At 60.5% G+C, this 17,473-nt stretch carries 20 protein-coding genes; 4 read left to right on the top strand and 16 right to left on the bottom strand.

Annotated features, from left to right (window positions below; genetic code table 11):
- Window positions 1-9: 9 nt before the first annotated feature.
- Both AC07RZ_RS08520 and pxpB read right to left on the bottom strand, forming a co-directional pair.
- Entirely contained in the window at window positions 10-987 is a 978-nt protein-coding gene (locus AC07RZ_RS08520) for a 5-oxoprolinase subunit C family protein (protein WP_494667627.1), read from the bottom strand.
- Window positions 984-1,637 (bottom strand): 5-oxoprolinase subunit PxpB, encoded by a 654-nt coding sequence (gene pxpB, locus AC07RZ_RS08515; protein ID WP_494667626.1) that lies wholly within the window; start codon window positions 1,635-1,637, stop codon window positions 984-986. The genes AC07RZ_RS08520 and pxpB overlap by 4 nt, the downstream gene beginning before the upstream one ends.
- Before the next feature lie 353 nt (window positions 1,638-1,990).
- Between pxpB and AC07RZ_RS08510 the strand changes: the two genes are divergently transcribed.
- On the top strand, window positions 1,991-2,503 hold the full coding sequence (locus tag AC07RZ_RS08510; protein WP_092395509.1) for a winged helix DNA-binding protein: 513 nt from the start codon (window positions 1,991-1,993) through the stop codon (window positions 2,501-2,503).
- Between the two features lie 48 nt (window positions 2,504-2,551).
- Here the strand turns inward: AC07RZ_RS08510 and AC07RZ_RS08505 are convergent, their stop codons facing one another.
- From AC07RZ_RS08505 to AC07RZ_RS08475, 7 genes are all read right to left on the bottom strand, one after another.
- Complete coding sequence (locus AC07RZ_RS08505; protein ID WP_494667625.1) at window positions 2,552-3,082, bottom strand: TlpA disulfide reductase family protein; 531 nt, start codon at window positions 3,080-3,082, stop codon at window positions 2,552-2,554.
- Between the two features lie 84 nt (window positions 3,083-3,166).
- Entirely contained in the window at window positions 3,167-5,140 is a 1,974-nt protein-coding gene (locus tag AC07RZ_RS08500; RefSeq protein WP_494667624.1) for a M48 family metallopeptidase, read from the bottom strand.
- 33 nt (window positions 5,141-5,173) lie between these two features.
- Window positions 5,174-5,764 carry a LemA family protein gene (locus tag AC07RZ_RS08495; protein ID WP_092395691.1) on the bottom strand — a complete coding sequence of 197 codons (591 nt, stop codon included), beginning with the start codon at window positions 5,762-5,764 and terminating at the stop codon, window positions 5,174-5,176.
- 107 nt (window positions 5,765-5,871) lie between these two features.
- Window positions 5,872-6,537 carry a BON domain-containing protein gene (locus AC07RZ_RS08490; protein ID WP_144738248.1) on the bottom strand — a complete coding sequence of 222 codons (666 nt, stop codon included), beginning with the start codon at window positions 6,535-6,537 and terminating at the stop codon, window positions 5,872-5,874.
- Window positions 6,530-7,126: a phosphoheptose isomerase gene (locus AC07RZ_RS08485; protein ID WP_144738249.1), complete on the bottom strand. Its 597-nt coding sequence runs from the start codon at window positions 7,124-7,126 to the stop codon at window positions 6,530-6,532. Before AC07RZ_RS08485 ends, AC07RZ_RS08490 begins: the two co-directional genes overlap by 8 nt.
- Before the next feature lie 136 nt (window positions 7,127-7,262).
- A complete protein-coding gene (locus AC07RZ_RS08480) occupies window positions 7,263-7,631 on the bottom strand; it encodes a YraN family protein (RefSeq protein WP_494667623.1) in 369 nt (122 codons plus the stop codon).
- Window positions 7,632-7,647: 16 nt separating this feature from the next.
- Complete coding sequence (locus tag AC07RZ_RS08475; RefSeq protein WP_494667622.1) at window positions 7,648-8,781, bottom strand: penicillin-binding protein activator; 1,134 nt, start codon at window positions 8,779-8,781, stop codon at window positions 7,648-7,650.
- Window positions 8,782-8,793: 12 nt separating this feature from the next.
- Between AC07RZ_RS08475 and rsmI the strand changes: the two genes are divergently transcribed.
- Together rsmI and AC07RZ_RS08465 are read left to right on the top strand one after the other, a co-directional pair.
- Window positions 8,794-9,699 carry a 16S rRNA (cytidine(1402)-2'-O)-methyltransferase gene (gene rsmI, locus AC07RZ_RS08470; RefSeq protein WP_494667621.1) on the top strand — a complete coding sequence of 302 codons (906 nt, stop codon included), beginning with the start codon at window positions 8,794-8,796 and terminating at the stop codon, window positions 9,697-9,699.
- 250 nt (window positions 9,700-9,949) lie between these two features.
- A complete protein-coding gene (locus tag AC07RZ_RS08465) occupies window positions 9,950-11,851 on the top strand; it encodes a potassium transporter Kup (RefSeq protein ID WP_494667620.1) in 1,902 nt (633 codons plus the stop codon).
- Between the two features lie 41 nt (window positions 11,852-11,892).
- Here AC07RZ_RS08465 and trmB read toward each other — a convergent pair whose 3' ends face one another.
- The 4 genes from trmB to AC07RZ_RS08445 form a co-directional block, all read right to left on the bottom strand.
- A complete protein-coding gene (gene trmB / locus AC07RZ_RS08460) occupies window positions 11,893-12,573 on the bottom strand; it encodes a tRNA (guanine(46)-N(7))-methyltransferase TrmB (RefSeq protein WP_494667619.1) in 681 nt (226 codons plus the stop codon).
- A gap of 125 nt (window positions 12,574-12,698) precedes the next feature.
- Window positions 12,699-12,956, bottom strand: a complete 258-nt coding sequence (locus AC07RZ_RS08455; RefSeq protein WP_014008142.1) for a BTH_I0359 family protein — start codon at window positions 12,954-12,956, stop codon at window positions 12,699-12,701.
- A gap of 302 nt (window positions 12,957-13,258) precedes the next feature.
- A complete protein-coding gene (locus AC07RZ_RS08450) occupies window positions 13,259-13,681 on the bottom strand; it encodes a carboxypeptidase-like regulatory domain-containing protein (RefSeq protein WP_494667618.1) in 423 nt (140 codons plus the stop codon).
- Between the two features lie 157 nt (window positions 13,682-13,838).
- The gene (locus AC07RZ_RS08445; RefSeq protein WP_494667617.1) at window positions 13,839-14,051 is read right to left on the bottom strand and encodes a DUF3460 family protein; all 213 of its coding nucleotides are present in this window, start codon (window positions 14,049-14,051) and stop codon (window positions 13,839-13,841) included.
- 337 nt (window positions 14,052-14,388) lie between these two features.
- On the opposite strand from AC07RZ_RS08445, the gene AC07RZ_RS08440 reads away from it, so the two are divergent.
- Window positions 14,389-14,967, top strand: coding sequence for a TetR/AcrR family transcriptional regulator (locus AC07RZ_RS08440; RefSeq protein WP_494667711.1), 579 nt, complete (start codon window positions 14,389-14,391; stop codon window positions 14,965-14,967).
- Between the two features lie 148 nt (window positions 14,968-15,115).
- Here AC07RZ_RS08440 and AC07RZ_RS08435 read toward each other — a convergent pair whose 3' ends face one another.
- The 3 genes from AC07RZ_RS08435 to AC07RZ_RS08425 all read right to left on the bottom strand — a co-directional run bounded on the left by AC07RZ_RS08435 (window position 15,116) and on the right by AC07RZ_RS08425 (window position 17,456).
- The gene (locus AC07RZ_RS08435; protein WP_494667616.1) at window positions 15,116-16,630 is read right to left on the bottom strand and encodes a YifB family Mg chelatase-like AAA ATPase; all 1,515 of its coding nucleotides are present in this window, start codon (window positions 16,628-16,630) and stop codon (window positions 15,116-15,118) included.
- Window positions 16,631-16,640: 10 nt separating this feature from the next.
- Complete coding sequence (locus tag AC07RZ_RS08430; RefSeq protein ID WP_061542544.1) at window positions 16,641-16,883, bottom strand: accessory factor UbiK family protein; 243 nt, start codon at window positions 16,881-16,883, stop codon at window positions 16,641-16,643.
- A gap of 111 nt (window positions 16,884-16,994) precedes the next feature.
- Window positions 16,995-17,456 (bottom strand): GNAT family N-acetyltransferase, encoded by a 462-nt coding sequence (locus AC07RZ_RS08425; RefSeq protein ID WP_494667615.1) that lies wholly within the window; start codon window positions 17,454-17,456, stop codon window positions 16,995-16,997.
- Window positions 17,457-17,473 lie beyond the last annotated feature (17 nt).

Here is a 17,473-nt window from a genome sequence, read left to right as displayed (position 1 = left end):
TGCCTGCTCCTATCTGGCCGGACGCAGCCAGTGCATCGCGGCTTCGATCTGCTGCAGATACAAGGCGTCCCGGCGTAATTCTTCGCGCGCCTGGGCGGCGTCGCATTCGACAAACTGTATGGTGCGGTTAAAGCGCAGCTGGGCCAGCCTGGCCAGGTCGGCGCTGATCACCACGCCGATTTTAGGATAACCGCCGGTGGTTTGCGCGTCCGCCATCAGCACGATTGGCTGGCCGGCGGGCGGCACCTGGATCACGCCCGGCAGTACGCCGTGGGACAGCAGGTCGCTGCCTTTTCTGATCTTCAGTTCCGGCCCGCTCAGGCGGAAGCCCATGCGGTTGCTTTGCGGCGTCAAGGTCCAGTCGCTGTTCCAGAAAGTTTTTTGCGCGGCTTGCGTGAACAATTCATATTCGGGGCCGGGGACCACGCGGATCGCCAGCGTTTCTGTATCGTCGGCTTCGTACCAGGAGGGCGGACGGACGCCGAAAGACGGCGCGCTATGCAGTGCTGCTCCAGGGTTGTCCGGCGCGCCGGTTGGCAGACTGTCGCCTTCGGCCAGCGCACAGCCGCCGTGGCCGCCGAACCCGGCTTGCAGGTCGGTGGCGCGCGAGCCCAGCTGGATGGCGCAGTCGATGCCGCCGGAGACTGCCAGGTAGGCGCGCATACCGTGCCGCGCTGCGTTCAGCTTCAGGGTCTGGCCGGCGCGCGCGCGCAAGCTCCACCACGACGGCAGCGGCTTGTCATCCAGCGTCGCCGCAAAATCCGCGCCGCCCAGGGCGATGCGGCAATCCGCCGTGAACGCCAGTTCGCAGGGGCCAAGCGTGAATTCGATGGCGGCGGCGCCGTGCGGATTGCCGACCAGCAGGTTGGCGATGGCCAGCGCGGTGCGGTCCAGCGCCCCCGACTGGCAGATGCCGAGATGGCGGAAGCCGCTGCGGCCCATGTCCTGGACCGAGTTGATGCGGCCGGCGCGAATGATCTTGATCATGCGATCACCTCGCTGGCGACGAAGCGTACGCGGTCGCCCGGTTGCAGCAAGGTAGGGGGATTGGCGGCGGGATCGAACAGGCGCAGCGCGCTGTGGCCGATCAGTTGCCAGCCGCCGGGCGAGGCTGCCGGATAGATCCCGGTCTGGCTGCCGCCGATGCCGACCGACCCCGCCGGCACCACTAGCCGAGGCTCGCTGCGGCGTGGCGTGGCCAGCAGGGGATCGAGGCCGCCCAGGTAAGGGAAGCCGGGCTGGAAGCCGATGAAATAGACGATGTATTCAGCCGCCGTATGGCGCTTGACGATTTCTGCCGGCGACAGGCCGGTGTGGCGCGCGACTTCTTCCAGGTCGGGCCCGCAGGCGCCGCCGTAGGTAACCGGGATGTCGATCTTCCGTCCGGCTTTCTGGCTGATGGAAGCGGCGTCCCATGCGTTCTGCAGCTTGTCCGCCAGCTCCCCGGCGTCGGCCGCCAGCGGGTCGAACAGCACAGTCAGGTTATTCATGCCCGGCACCACATCGCGCACGTGCGGCCAATGCGCGGCCTTGGCGGCGATGGCCCACAAGCGCTGCTGGCAATCCAGGGTGGCGCTGGCTCCTGTGTGCAATATCAGGGCGCTTTCGCCAAGAGCTTGTATGACGGCTTGGGTCATTGCGGCTGGTTTCCTTCGGCAGAATAGTCGGCAATCGCGGCACCGGGCCCGGCTGCCGCAAGGCGGCGCATGGCTCTGTTCCCCGATTGCTGGGACAACACGTTGAATTGCAAAGAAAAATGGCGGGACAAGTTGGCAGCCGTCGCAGCCTGCCGAATCAGTCTACCCCCAACAAGCTTACTCTTTGTAAATCAGAGTTTAAGCAAAGGGCAATATCCTTCATCAAAAATAAAATGTCAATAATTTGTATGTAAATAGTGTGCAATGTTGCTGGAATGTCGATTTGAATTCACTCTGGTTTTTGGTACAACTGGTTGTATGATTGATTTTTCTTGTCGTTTTGTGAGAAATGTATGAACGTCGCCGCACCTAAAATCCTGTCTTCCGCCCACCTGGCTTCGGAAAGCAGCGTTGAGCTGTCGGAACTGGAATATGCGTTGATTATTGCCGGCAATGCATTCAACCGCTGGATGGCGCGCTGCATGTCGGCGGCCGGCGTCAAGGACATGACGCCGGTTGAAGTATCCTTGCTGCACCACGTTTGCCATCGCGAACGCAAAAAGAGCCTGGCCGACATCTGCTTTGTGCTGAATATCGAGGACACGCACATCGCCAGCTACGCGCTGAAGAAACTGGTGAAAGCCGGTTACATAGAAAGCGGGAAAGTCGGCAAGGAAGCGTATTTCTCCGCCACGGCAAGCGGTTACGCGCTGTGCCTCAAATACCGTGAAATGCGCGAGGAATGCCTGGTCACCGTGCTGTCGGACACCGGTTTGTCGAACCAGGCGCTGGGCGACGCCGCCAAGTTGCTGCGCACCGCCTCGGGCCTGTATGACACGGCTTCGCGCGCGGCGACGTCGAGATAAGCCTGGCAAAAAGACGGATATGAAAAAAGGCGCTTGAAGCGCCTTTTTTTATGCTGCCGCGAGTGCCTTGTCGAGCAAGGCATGCAACTCTTCAAACTTGGGCGCGCCCACGTAGCGCTTGATGATGTTGCCTTGCTTGTCGATGACGAAGGTGGTCGGCGTCAGCTTGACGTCGCCGAAGGAGTCGGCCAGCTTGCTTTGCGTATCCAGGGCGACCTGGAACGGCAGGCTGCGGGTCTGCACGAAATTCATGACGTAGTTGGGCGGATCGTAGCTCATCGCCACGGCCACGTAATCGAGGCCCTTGTCCTTGTACATATTGTAGGTCTGCACCATTTGCGGCATTTCGGCGACGCAGGTGGTGCAGCTGGTGGCCCAGAAATTCACCATCACCACTTTGCCGCGCAAGCTCTTCAGCGATACCTGTTCGCCTTTGATATTGGTGAACGTGACATCGGGCGCCGCATGGGTGTTGGCCATCGACAGGTAGCCGGCCAGCGCCAGCGCTACCACCGCGGCGGCGCCTGCCACCTTGATCCAGAGCCGTTTGCCGGTGGTGTTTTCAACTTGAGCTTGCATGACAGAATCCAGTACGGGCGAAACCCGGAAAGGCCCATTATAACGATCTGGGAGCGGCTCTGCCGAAAGCCTGGAAATCAACGGTCAGTTGTCGAATTGCCACGGGTAGGCGTGATACGTGGCAGCCACCGCAGGCGGAATCGGCGCTTCGATGCCGGCGCAGATTGCACGCAGGATGTCGGCGCTGGTGATCTGCAGCGGAGCGCCATCGTCGGCCACGGCCAGCAGGGCTTTGACCAGCTGCGGTTTGGCCAGCGGCGCCAGCTGGTTGGCATGGTCCAGCGCCAGCCTTACCTGCGGGAAGCCGAGGCTGGCGCCGTTGCAATAATGCTGGGCGGCGAGATTGAGTTCCGGGCAAAGCCGGGCGCCGCGCAGGAACGCCGCCAGCCGCGCGCCGACAGCATCGGCATGGTCGGCCGGCACCGCCACATGCGCTACCAGCGACAGCAGCACGGCGATGTCGCCGCTCAGTTCGGACAGGCGATTGAACTTGACCGGCACCAGGCGCCCGGAGCGCAGCGCCAGGCGGCGCGCCAGGATGGTTTGCAGCACGAACTCGGCCAGCGTGATGCGGCTGTCGGCGGCGATCAGCTGGTCCACCAGCGCCAGCATCTTGTCGCGCTCGGCTTGCGCCAGCTGACGCAATGCCGGTGTCGCCAGGTCGACCAAGGGCAGCCTGGCGCTGAGCGGCAGCTGCGCAATCGATTCTTCCAGGAAAGTAGTCAGCGCTGCCTGCTGCGGCGCCTCCTGCTTGAGCAGCGCGAGCTGCGTTGCGCGCTCAGCGCCTTCGCCCAGCAGCAGGGCATAGACCACCGCACGCGCCGAGAACGGATCGCGCACCGCGCCGTTGAGCTGGGATGACAGCGCGGCTTTGCCGCTGCTGTTGCCGAATTCGAGCGACGGCGTCGGCAATCCGCCGGCCACCGGCGTGGCTGCCGGTACCGCGGCTGCGCCCACCAGGCCGGCAGCCGCCGCGGCAAACGGAAGGTCAGGCAGGCGTTCCTCGCTGGCGGCATACGGCACCGCCAGTTCCGGCGCTTCCAGCGGCGACATGCTGCGGCCGTAGATGCGCTTCAAGCGCTCCGCCAGCGGCGGATGGGTGGCGAACCAGCCGTCCAGCAGGTTGGGGCGGGCGCTGCCAAGGAACATGTGCGACAGCTGTTCGGCGTTCGGATGATCGATCTGCGAGCCGATTCGCTTGCCGTCGGTGAGACCGCCGATCTTGCGCAAGGCGCCGCCTATGCCCTCGGGATTGCGGGTGAACTGGACGGCGCTGGCGTCGGCCAGGAATTCGCGCTGGCGCGACACCGCGGATTTGATCAGGCGGCCAAAGAAGATGCCGATATAGCCGACCAGGAACAACGCCAGCCCGGCCAGGAACAGCACCAGCTGCCAAGGCGGACCCTTGTCGTCGCTGCGGCTGCCGGAGAAGCGGCCGAAGTTCATCAGCTGCTGGCCGAAGCCGGCGATCATCTGGATGCCGAACAAGACGCCGATCAGGTGGATGTTCATGCGCATGTCGCCGTTCAGGATATGGCTGAACTCGTGGCCGACCACGCCTTGCAGTTCATCGCGCGTGAGCCGGTTCAAGGTGCCGCGCGTGACCGCGACTACCGCCTCGTTCTGGTTGTAGCCGGCGGCGAAGGCGTTGATCGCATCTTCCCGCTCCAGCAGATAGACCTTGGGACAGGCAATGCCGGACGCCAGCGCCATTTCTTCCACCACGTTCAACAGCCGCCGTTCTTGCAGGTCGCCGCTGGCGGGCGAGACGATGCGGCCGCCGGCCATTTGCGCCACGGCGTCGCCGCCATCGCGCAGATTGAAGGTCTGGATCAGGGTGCCGCCGCCGATCAGCAGCAGCGTGACCAGGGTATTGACTTCGAAGAAGCCCTTCGGATATTGGCGCAGCACGCCATGGTGGCTGCCGAACTTGAACGTCCATAACAGCGCCATGGCAAGGTTGACCGCCAGCACGATGGCGATCACCGCCAGCGCGAACAGGAACACCAGTTTCCTGGTTTCCTGGCGCGCCTGGTGCTGCTGCTCGAAGAAAGTCATGCGCGCTGCTTCAGCTGCGTTTGCGTGCCGGGCTTAGAACGTCACCTTGACCGCTTTGCGTTCTTCAGGCGCTTCGGTTGCCTGCAGCAGTTCCGCCGGCTTGAAAGCAAACATGTTGGCGAAGATCGAGCCGGGGAATTGTTCGATGGCGGTGTTGTATTCCATCACGCTATCGTTATATGCCTGGCGCGAAAAGCCGATCTTGTTTTCAGTGCCGGTCAGCTCTTCCGTCAGCTGCATCATGTTCTGGTTGGCTTTCAGGTCCGGATAGGCTTCCGACAACGCAAACAGCTTGCCCAGGCTGGCGCTGAGCGCGCCTTCGCTGGCCGCCATCTGCTGTACCGCCGCCGCGTCGGTGGCGTTGCCGCCGACCTTGGCATTGGCGCTGACTGCCTGGTTGCGCGCCGCGATCACCGCTTCCAGCGTCTCGCGCTCATGCTTCATGTAGCCCTTGGCGGTTTCCACCAGGTTCGGGATCAGGTCGTAGCGGCGCTTGAGCTGCACGTCGATTTGGGCGAACGAGTTCTTGAACCGGTTGCGGAAGCTCACCAGGCGGTTGTAGATACCGACCGCCCAAAACACGATGGCGAGCACGATTGCCAGAAAAATGATGAAGCCGATCATGGTTTTCCCCAAAAAAAAGCCGCCGGACAATTTGTCCAGCGGCAACGTTATATGACAAGAAGCGGAAAAGCAAGCCTGATTCTATCCGGGCTCCCAAGGCAGGCGGGTTACTTGGCGTTTTCCTTGCTGCTTTCCCTTGGCGCCGACGACATCTGCGTCAATTCGTCCTCGGTGATGTACTCAAACACCTTGACCACTTTTTGCACGCCGCTGACGCCGGCCGCGATTTCGGCTGCACGCTTGCCTTCGCGTTCAGTGACACGGCCCATCAGGTAGACATTGCCGCGTTCGGTCACTACCTTGATCGAGTTGCCGAATACATCCTTGGCGTCGACCAGGGAGGCGATCACCTTGCTGGTGATGAAGGTATCGTTGGAGCGCGCGGAGAAAGTCGACGGTGCGCCGATCGCCAGTTCATTGGCTACCGCATGCACGTTTTCGATGGATTGGGCCTCGCGCTCAGCCGCTGCCTTGGCGGCATCGTCGCGCACTTCGCCTGTCAGCAGCACCTTACGGTTGTAGCTGGTGGCGTTGACGTGGCCGTCCTGGCCGACCACGCCGGGAATCCGCGTTTCAGCCTTGACCATGATAGCCTTGTCTTCGGTCTGCGCGCCCAGTGTGCGGCGATCCGTCGCAGCGAAGCCGCCGGCGACGGCGCCGCCCAGCGCCAGCGCCACGCAACCTTGCAAAGCCATCACCACTGTGCCGCACAATGCCACGGCAGCCAACGGACGCTGCCAGTTGCTCCAACCCGGGTTTTGCCGATCAATCATTCGCATCTCCTCCAAATAAAGCGACATCGATGCCGTCGCATAAGCAGTGAATCGTTAACAGATGGACTTCCTGGATGCGCGCGGTGCGGTCGTGCGGCACACAGATGTGGACATCTGCTTCAGTCAGTTTCTTGCCGATGGCGCCGCCGCCTTTGCCGGTCATGGCGACGACGCGCATGTCGCGTTCCAGCGCGACATCGATGGCGGCCAGCACGTTGGCGGAGTTGCCCGATGTCGAGAACGCCAGCAGTACGTCGCCGGCTTGTCCAAACGCTTGCACCTGCTTGGAAAAGATTTCGTTATAGCTGTAATCGTTGCCGACCGCCGTGATGATCGAAGTATCGGTAGTCAGCGCCAGCGCCGGCAACGGCAGCCGCTCCCGTTCAAAGCGTCCCACCAGTTCCGCCGCAAAATGCTGGCAGTCGGCAGCAGAGCCGCCGTTGCCGCAGGCAAGAATCTTGTTGCCATTGGACAGCGCAGAGAACATAAGTTCAACCGCGCTGGCAATCGGGCCCGCCAGGACTTCCGCTGCACGGGCTTTCAGTTCGGCGCTTTCGTTGAAGTGCGCCAGGATGCGTTGATTTATCATGATGTCGGTATTCTGTGTGGAATGCTGGGGTTTGTGGTCCGTGTCGCCGGCAGGATGGTTTTCTGCTTAGTTTCCTGCTTGATATGCTTGCCATGGTTATCGTGGCCTGATTATAGCGGTCAAGCCGGCAGCTTAATCATGTTTCGAACGCCTGCCTGATCCATTCGATCGCGTCGTCGTCGATGGCGACCACATCGAAGCGGCAGGCCGGCGGCTGGGCGTAGCGCTGCAGGAACACTTCGGCGGCGATGATCAGCTTGGCTTGTTTGCTGCGCGTGACGCTGGCTGCGGCGCCGCCGTAGCGCCGGCTGTTGCGCTGCCTGACTTCGACAAAAACCAGCAGGCCGGAAACCGGCTCGGCCAGGATCAGGTCGATTTCACCGCCCTTGCAGCGAAAATTCCTTTCGACCAGTTTCAATCCGCGTTGCTGCAGGTAGGCCAGCGCGCGGTCTTCCGCCATCCGGCCGCTGGCCTGGCGCGGCGTCGGCGCTTTCAACGGTTGCATCAGGCGCGGGGCCGGATCAGGGCGCGCCCAGCGGCGTGACGACGCCGTTCTGATAGGCCGCGGCCGGTTCTATGCGCTCAAAGCTGGGCATGCCGACGCCGAAGCTGATGTTCAGCTGGCCGGTCACGCCGTCGATCTGGAATACCGTATTGCGCGCGGCGATTTCATGCGCGATGCGGAAGGCGTCGATGCCCAATGCATATAGCCGTTCCAGGTCGGCATTGCGGCGCTGGTCGGCGGCTACCGGCTGGTGCGGATACACCATCACGGCAGGATGGTCGGCTTCCACCTGCCAGGGAATGTCGAGCAGCCGTACGCCGTTCAGTTCAGGAATCTGGTGCTCTGGATTGTTGTCGTTGAGGGTCAGCGGATTGAGCTGGGAAATGCCGAAGATCGGCGTTTCCTGGCCGACTGCGCTGCGAATCTGCCGGGCCTGGTCGGCGTTGAGGGCGGCGAACAGCAGGCGCGGTTTTTCGCTTTCGATCCGCTGCTGCAGCTGCGCCAGCGCGCCGGCGTTGAACGTGCCGTCTTCAAGGTTCAAGGTCATCAGGTCGGCATGCAGTCCGCTGCCCTGGATCTGCTGTATGAAGGCATTGGCGACGCGTTTTTGCCAGGTGGTGCTGGTGCTCAGCACGAACACCTTGCCGGGCGCATAGTCGGCGCCGACCCAGCTCGCCACCTGCCGCGCTTCAGCTTCGATCGACAAGCCGACCGGCAGCAGCTGCGCCGGCAAGGCGATTTCCTTGCCGCCGGAAAAATCCGGCTGGGTCAGGGCGATGGTCGGTTTGTCTATCTTGCCGTTCTGGATGATGGCGGTGAGGCCGGTGCGCGACAAGGGGCCGACCACGATATCGTATTTCTTGCTGGCGGTCAGGTAGGCCGCCAGCATGTCGCCAGGCGTGTCGGCCGCTTCGATCACGGTCACGGCCAGGCCATCCTTGTCGCGTTCATAGGCGTTCAGGAAGCCGCCGCGCACGGCGTCGGCCGCCGCGCCCAGAGGACCTGAGCGCAGGGGCAGCAGCAAGGCGATGCTGGCCAGCGGAATGGTGTCGGCGCCGCCATCGGTGGTTGTGTTTGCCAGCGCAGGCGGGCACAATCCGTTGAACAGGATACACGTCGCCAAAGCCAGCCTGGCCCATTTATATAACATTCATAACTCCCCATGACTCATCAATCTGCCAGCAACCTCATCAACCCAGCAATTTTGGATGAGGTGGCGCAGCAAGCGTATCCCGCGTCGACATTATATGTGCTGGCCACACCGATCGGAAATGTCTGCGATATCAGCCTGCGCGCCTTGCACGTATTGTCCATGGTCGACGCGGTGGCGTGCGAGGACACGCGCAATACCGCCCATTTGCTGGGCCGCTACGGCTTATCCAAGACCTTGCTGGCGGCGCACGAGCATAACGAACGGGAAGTTGCGGAAAAAATCGTGGCCCGGCTGCAGGCCGGCGAGCGCATCGCGCTGGTGTCGGACGCCGGCACGCCGGCAGTCTCCGATCCCGGCGCGCGCATCGTCGACGCTGTGCTGCGCGCCGGCTTGCGCGCCTTGCCGCTGCCGGGGCCGTCGGCGGCGGTCACCGCGCTGTCGGTCAGCGGCCTGGTCAACGACCAGTTCCAGTTCGTCGGATTCCTGCCGAGCAAGGCCCGGCAGCGCGAACTAGTGCTGGCCGGCCTGGCCGGCGCGGCGGCGACCCTGGTGTTGTACGAGGCGCCGCACCGGATCATAGAAACCGTCGATGCCTTGCTGCAGGCTTTCGGCCCGGACCGTCAAATCGTGCTGGCGCGCGAGTTGACCAAGCTGTTCGAGAGCGTGCACCGCTGCCCCCTGGGTGAAGCGCCGGCCTGGCTGGCAGCCGACGGCAACCGGCAGAAGGGCGAATTCGTGCTGCTGGTCGAAGCGGCGCCGGCCGTGCTCGACGATAGCGCCGAAGGCGAGCGGGTTTTGCAGATCCTGCTGGCGGAATTGTCGATCAAGCAAGCTTCCGCCCTGGCGGCGCAAATTACCGGGCAAAAGAAAAACGCCTTGTATGAACGGGCGCTGGCGTTGAAAAATGCCGGTTAATGTAAAGGTGATAGCTTTTTGTTATCAATAAATACCGCTCTGATTCGTTAAACTTGACCGTAAATATGCACAAATTGATGGGCGCGGGGATGTATTTTAGCAACGGCGGCAGCATTCCAAATTAGTGCCAGCCCCGGGTTCGAGAGTAAAATCCGCCTCCTTGTGCAATGCCGCAAAAAGTTTCAAGCAAATATCAAATTGAAGTAAGCGGGCCATAGCCAGACTTGCCCTTACCAATAAGAGAGAGAACATGAGCAATACGCAAAACAGCAATAGCGCCGGATTCAAGTCATCCCGTTTCCACATCATTACGCTGGCTGCTTTGGGCATCGTGTTTGGCGATATCGGCACCAGTCCGCTGTATGCGCTGAAAGAGTGCTTCAGCACGGAGCATGGCATCCCGTTCACGCCGGCCGGAGTGCTGGGGATTATCTCGATGCTGTTCTGGGCCATCACGATCGTGGTTTCGCTGAAATATGTCTTGTTCGTGATGCGCGCCGACAATAACGGCGAAGGCGGGGTGCTGGCGTTGATGGCGCTGTCGCTGCGCACCGCAAAAAACGGTTCCGGCCGCGCCAAGCTGCTGATGATGCTGGGTGTGTTCGGGGCCTGCATGTTTTACGGCGACGTCGTGATCACGCCTGCCATCTCGGTGCTGTCGGCGGTGGAAGGGCTGGAAATCGCCACGCCGGGGCTAAGCCGCTATGTGGTGCCGCTGTCGCTGGTGATCCTGATCGCGTTGTTCCTGATCCAGAAACACGGCACCACGGTGGTCGGCAAACTGTTCGGGCCGGTGATGTTCGTCTGGTTCCTGTCGCTCGGCCTGCTGGGTATCTACAACGTCATCAAGGCGCCTGAAATCCTGGCCGCGATCAATCCTTATTATGCTTTTGCCTTCATGCAGCAGCATGCGCTGCAAGCGTTCATCGTGCTGGGTTCGGTGGTGCTGGTGCTGACCGGCGCCGAAGCCCTGTACGCCGACATGGGACACTTCGGCATCCGGCCGATCCGCTTTGCCTGGCTGTTTACCGTGATGCCTTGCCTGATGCTGAATTATTTTGGCCAGGGCGCAAACCTGTTGACCAATCCGAGCGCGATCCAGAATCCGTTTTACCTCATGGTGCCCGACGCCTTGCTGCTGCCGATGGTGATCCTGGCCACCGCTGCCACCGTGATTGCATCGCAAGCCGTGATTTCCGGCGCGTTCTCGCTGACCAGCCAGGCCATCTTGCTGGGCTTCGTGCCGCGCATGCGCATCCTGCACACCTCCGAAGACGAACGCGGCCAGATCTATGTGCCGGTAATTAACTGGATGCTGTTGATACTGGTGGTGGCGGTGGTGCTGGCGTTCAAGAAATCCGACAACCTGGCCGCCGCCTACGGCGTTGCGGTGACCACTACCATGCTGATCACCACGGTGCTGGCGGCAGTCGTCATGCGCACGGTCTGGAAATGGAATCCGTTCCTGGTGGCGCTGGTCATCAGCGCCTTCTTCATCGTCGATTTCGCTTTCTTTGCAGCCAACCTGCTGAAGATCGTCGACGGCGGCTGGTTCCCTCTGCTGCTGGGCGGTTTTGCCTTCTTCCTGCTGATGACCTGGTACTCCGGCCGCATGCTGCTGCGCGAGCGCACCAAGGACGAAGGCATTCCGCTGGAACCTTTCGTCGAAGGCTTGCTGGCCCATCCGCCGCACCGGGTGGAAGGCACGGCGGTATTCATGACCGGCAATGTGGCCACGGTGCCGGTGGCGCTGCTGCACAACCTGAAGCACAACCGCATCTTGCACAAGCGCGTGTTTTTCTTGAAGATCAGTATCTGGGACGTGCCTTTCGTCGAAGACGACAAGCGCCTCACCTTGAAGGAACTGGGCAACGATGTGTACATCCTGCGCACCGCTTTCGGTTTTAAGGAAGCGCCTGATGTCCACACCGTGATGGCCCTGGCCAGCAGCCAGTTCGGCCTGGAGTTCGATGTCATGGACACGTCGTTCTTCCTGGCGCGCGATACCGTGATCCCGAGCAAGATTCCTGGCATGCAGCTATGGCGCGAAAAACTGTTCGCCTGGATGTACCAGAACGCCGCCAAGCCGTCTGACTTTTTCCATATCCCGGTAAACCGGGTGGTTGAACTGGGCACCAAAGTCGAAATCTGAGCTGCCCGGAGTACCCCGCCAGCCGCTCCGGCCGGCGGGATTCAATGCTTGCCGAGGTTAACTTGGCAACGCCACAAAGGATGGCCGGACGCCAGGTACTTGCTCTCGAACGGAGTGATCGGCTGTTGCGGCAGATATGCTTCGCAGCCAACCTCCTTGCCGCTGAGCTGGCTCAGGGCGCTGGCGCATTCCTCCACATAAATCTGCCAGTTGCTGCGGCATTCCAGGATGCCGCCGAGCGCGACGATATCGGGAAACACCGGATGGCCGTGCCAGCGGCGGCTTAGCTGGCCGATCTTCGGCCATGGATTCGGATACAGCAAATAATGCCGCGCCGGGAAAACGCGTGCGGCCAGCAGCAGGCGCCAGTAATCCACCAGGTCGGCACGAATCCGCATGAAATTGCCGGGCAGCGGCGCCGTGCCCGGCCACAGGGTATTGCGGCCGACCCGGTCTGCCGACTGGTCGACGCCGATCACGAAATGATCGGGATATTGCGCCGCCAGGTGCATGGTCGACAGGCCGACGCCGCAACCCGCATCGAGGATCAGCGGCAAGCTGCCGGCAGCGCGCCAGGCCGCCATGCTCTCATCGAAAGCGCGCTGGTTGTAGATGCTGACCGGTTTTTGAAAAACATGCGCCGCGTGTTTGGCGACGGTGGCCGCAAGCTGGTCATGGACGCCGCTCTGGGCACTGTGGATCGGACTGGAATTGGCGTACATGAAGGGATGAAGGAAGCGGACTGCGATGAAACCGCGGAGACGCCAAGGCCGCTCCAGTCTTCCCGGTGAAGCCGGCGGCGCCGGCAACCGCAGGTCGACTGAAGCGAAGTGGATCGGAAAAGGAATTACTGCAAGGTTACGGGCTGACTCATCATCGAGTCATAATTGCCTAAGAAGGCATCGATATCTTCGATGCTCGGCTCGGTCGCGATCAGATCTTCGACACCTTTACGGAAAAATTCGGCCAAGGCACCAGCAATGAAAATCTCACGCTTGAATGATTTATCGACGATTTCATAGCCGCCGAAGCGCAAGGCTTCGCGTTGTTCATCGGCACCAAATTCGACGACGCTGTATTGGTCACTGTTATAAATCAGGTTCATATGCGCTCCCGGTAGTTAAGACAGAAGGTAATGATCGAGTAAGCAGTTTTCAAGCCAGCCAATGAAAATATTATTGTTAACTCCTTTTCCGAGAGACATGTTTCCGATGAGACATATTTATCTGGTGAAGAACTTAAGCATTCATTTCATTTATATACTACGCCAGCACTCCTGTTTGTCACGAACTAAATGTTGATCAAGGCTATGCATTTTTCCTAACAGCCATCCAAAATCGCCAGATCCCATTGCACCGCAGTCTGGAATTGCCGTTGCCGGGCTTTGCCGGCGATGTTGCAGATCCGCTACTCGGCCCATTCGAACATGATGTGTTGATGCGATCCCTGTTTGATTGTCACATCCTGAGCCTTGCTCTTGCCGTCCTTGGTGGCTTCGAGGCGGTAACGGCCTGCCGGCAGCTGCGCCAGCAGGAAAGGCCCTTTTGATACGGTTTCCAGGACTGCGTTGTGGCTGGCGTCGCTGATCTTCACCTGCACGTCAGAAGTAAATTCGGCGCGGGGCGAGGCGTTGATGACAAACTCGAGCTCCAGCGAATAATTTTTGGCCATCTGCTGCATGGCGGTCGATTCGTCTTGTCCGATACCGCCGGACAAGTAAGTGACTGCGCCGCTGGTGACCGGTTGCAGCCGGCCCGGCACGGCATCGGCCGCAAAGGCCAGATTGGCCGCCAGCAATACTGATACGGCAAAAAGAGAGCGCTTGTTCATGATGCTTCCTCCAAAAATGCATCTCCCGGCATGGGCGATGGCGGAATGAGGAAAAGAAGTCGGCGCGACGGTGAAGAGATGGATCTGGCGCGCCTACGGAAACCATCTTAGCGGCCGCAAATTAAAATCAGCTTAAACCGGACTGTTATCTGCGCATTCAGCTGTAGTAATAAGATTTGGCCGGCACGCTGTCCTTGCCGGCCCTTTTCTGTTCGTCCAGGTCGACGTCGCGATCCCAGAATATGTGCCAGCCCCGGCTTTGCTCATCAATCACTTCAGGGTGCTCTTCCAGAAACTTGTCCAGGAACTGCGTGATTTCCGAAACGTAACCATCATGTCCGGCCTTGTAGGTTTTCGGTTTGCTAAACATAGGGCCTCCAATCCTGATGATTTTTGGACTTCCAGCCGCGTCTTGAGTTTCCTGCTCCTGTATTTAATGGCGCAAGCATGCAGCGTGCAACACTGCGGGAAATTGCCTGGAAGCATATAAAATATTTCAAATGAGAACTAAAAGATATAGGCCGTTCTACGTGTATGTAGCAGTACTCCTTCATATCCACCTAGCAATCTTGAACATTGTTAGGGCTGCCCAATGATAGGCTGCACCCGTTACCGTCGGAAAACGTCATTTGTCAAAATGTCATTCAGATGATTGATGGAATGTGGAGACGTTGTGGCATTTTCATTGGAGACAGTTAGTGGGCAACATGACAAGAGGAGCTGGCAAGCGCCAGCAATTAGTGGATAAGGCCACTGAGCTGTTTTCTGCGCATGGCTTCCATCCTGTCGGCGTGGATCGGATCATTGATGAATCAAACGTGGCGAGAATGACCATGTATCGTCATTTCGCCGGAAAAAACGACCTGATCGGGGAGGTCCTGGGGCAGCGCTTCACCTTCATCGTCGACAGCATCGCTCAGCAGCTGGCGCCGATGGAAGACGCGGATGCCCGGATCAAAGGCATTTTTGACTGGTACGGAGCCTGGTTTCGCAGTCCTGAATTCGCGGGGTGCTTATTCGAGCGGGCGCTTGCCGAATTCGGCACTGCCTATCCTGGCGTGTCGGAAGTGGCAATCGGCTACAGGGTGAAATTGTTCGGGTGGTTTGAAGAATTATTGCTGGAGATAGTGCCAGGCAAGGCCGCAAAACAGCTGGCCGGCGTGTTTGTGATGCTGCTCGATGGCGCCACGATCGACGCTCGTGCGTTCAACGATCCGTCGGCCGCGGAGCGAGCCTGGCAGGCGGCGGAACTGCTGCTGAACCAGGCGAAGAACGCAGCGCGATGAAAGCCGGGGGATGGTTTTGGAAATTGGCTCTTGAGGTCCTGGAAAAAGGAAAAGATCTCGGAAGTTTTTTTTTCAGGAAGAAAACGGCAAAGCGTTCCTCCTGCCAGCAAATTACTCGGCGCCGCGTCTTTTTGAGCAGGCATAAGATTCATTTATCCTGCAGCGCGCGCCGGTATTGGATCGCCTCCGCCACATGGGCTGCGCCGATGATATCGGCCGCGGCCAGGTCGGCGATGGTGCGCGCCACTTTCAATACCCGATGGTAAGCACGCGCCGACCAGTGCAGGTGGGCCATGGCGCCGCTCAGCAGTTTTTCGCCAGCCTGGTCGGGCTTGCAGAAGCGGTCGATTTCATTGGCTGACAAGCCATTGTTTTGCTTGCCCTGGCGGACCATCTGCAACCCATGCACTTGCGCCACCCGGGCCGCGATCGCGGTGGAAGATTCGCCATCGGCTTGTTTGAGCAGCTGATCGTGCGGCACGGCCGCCACCTGGATCTGCATGTCGATGCGATCCAGCAGCGGTCCCGAAATCCTGTTTTGGTAACGCAGGATATTGTCGGGCGTGCAGCGGCATGGCTTGGCCGCGTGGCCGAGGTAGCCGCAAGGGCAGGGGTTCATCGCCGCCAGCAGCTGGAACTGTGCGGGAAAGTCGGCCTGGCGCGCGGCCCGCGAAATCGTGATGTGGCCGGATTCGAGCGGTTCGCGCAATACTTCCAGCACACGCCTGTCGAACTCGGGCAGTTCGTCGAGGAACAAGACGCCGCGATGGGCCAGGGAAATTTCTCCTGGACGCGGCGGGCTGCCGCCGCCCACCAGCGCCACGCCGGATGCGGTGTGGTGCGGCGCCCTGTATGGGCGCACCTTCCAGCGCGCGCCGGAAAAACCGCTGGTGAGCGATTGCACCGCGGCCGATTCCAGCGCTTCACGGTCGCTCATGGGCGGCAGGATTCCCGGGAAACGCGCCGCCAGCATGGATTTTCCGGTGCCCGGAGGGCCAACCAGCAGCACGCTATGGTTGCCGGCCGCCGCCACTTCCAGCGCACGCTTGGCCTGCGCCTGTCCTTTGACGTCGCTGAAATCAAGGTAGGGAGGCGGCCGCCGTTGTGGTTCCGCTGTATGGCGCGACAGTCTTGTTTCCTGTTGCAGAGAGGAAAAGTGAGCGCATACCTGCAACAAACCGTCAGCCGGGAAAATGCAAGCATCGCCAACCAGCGCCGCTTCATCGGCATTGCCGCGCGGCAGGATGAAAGCGCGGCGTTCTCCGCTATCCGCGGTCATGGCGAAAGTCATCGCCAGCGCGCCGCGTATCGGCCTCAATTCGCCGGACAGCGACAATTCTCCGGCAAATTCATATTGGTCGAGCTGGTCGGACGGCATTTGTCCCGATGCCGCCAGGATGCCGAGCGCAATCGGCAAATCGAAACGGCCCGATTCTTTCGGCAGATCGGCCGGCGCCAGGTTGACCGTGATGCGGCGCGAGGGAAATTCGAAACGCGCATTTTGCAGCGCCGCGCGGACCCGGTCTTTGGATTCCTTGACCTCGGTTTCGGGCAGGCCGACGATGGTGAAAGATGGCAGGCCGTTGGCCAGGTGGACTTCGACCGTGACCGCGGGCGCCTGCATGCCTGCCAGCGCCCGGCTTCTCAGTACCGCCAGCGTCACTGGCTCGGCATCAAGGGCGTTTCAATTGCGCTTCCAGCTCGGTCACGCGAGCCTCAAGCGCCTCGAGCTTGGCGCGGGTGCTTGCCAGCACCTGGGCTTGCACGTCGAATTCTTCACGCGTGACCAGGTCCAGCTTGGAGAATCCCTGGCCCAGCATGGCCTTGACGTTTTTCTCGATATCCTTGGCGGGAGAGTTTTCGATGGCCTGGTTGATCTTGGCCTGGATGTCGTCAAAAAAGTTGGGTTTGTTCATGATCGGCCCTTCAAGGCAAATAAGAAAAATGATAACCGATACAGGCAAGCCCGACATCGGAATTCTGGCCCGGCGGGGCAGTTTAAGCCATAACCACCCATCCTTCCGCCGCTAGAGCTGCTTGCGGTATTGCACGAAACCGGAACGTTGCGCGATGCGGTCGTACAGCTGCATCGCGGTGCGGTTGGTTTCGTGCGTCAGCCAGTGCACGCGGGTGCTGCCGGCCGCCTTGGCCTGCGCATAGACATGCTCGATCAGCCGGCGGCCGACGCCGGCGCCGCGCTGTTGCGGCGAGACGTACAAATCTTGCAGGTAGCAGGAATCTTCCACGGTCCAGCAGGAGCGATGGAAAATCCAGTGGACCAGGCCGACCGCCTCGCCGCCTGCCATCGCCAGCGCGCCGAACGCCGGTTCCTCCGGATCCAGCAGGCGCTGCCAGGTGGCCAGGCGCGTGGCTTGCGGAATATCGACTTCATAAAAATCCTGGTAGCCCTGCCATTGCGGCTGCCAGATGGCGAAATCCTGCTCGCTGAGCGGCTTGATCTGAATCGATGAACGTGGTGCGGATGCCAAGATAACCTCCTGTGGGA

It is taken from the genome of Collimonas sp. GW821-FHT07E08, from assembly GCF_059418905.1.
The sequence above is the reverse complement of the archived record's forward strand: the minus strand, read 5'-3'. Positions and strand labels throughout refer to the sequence as shown.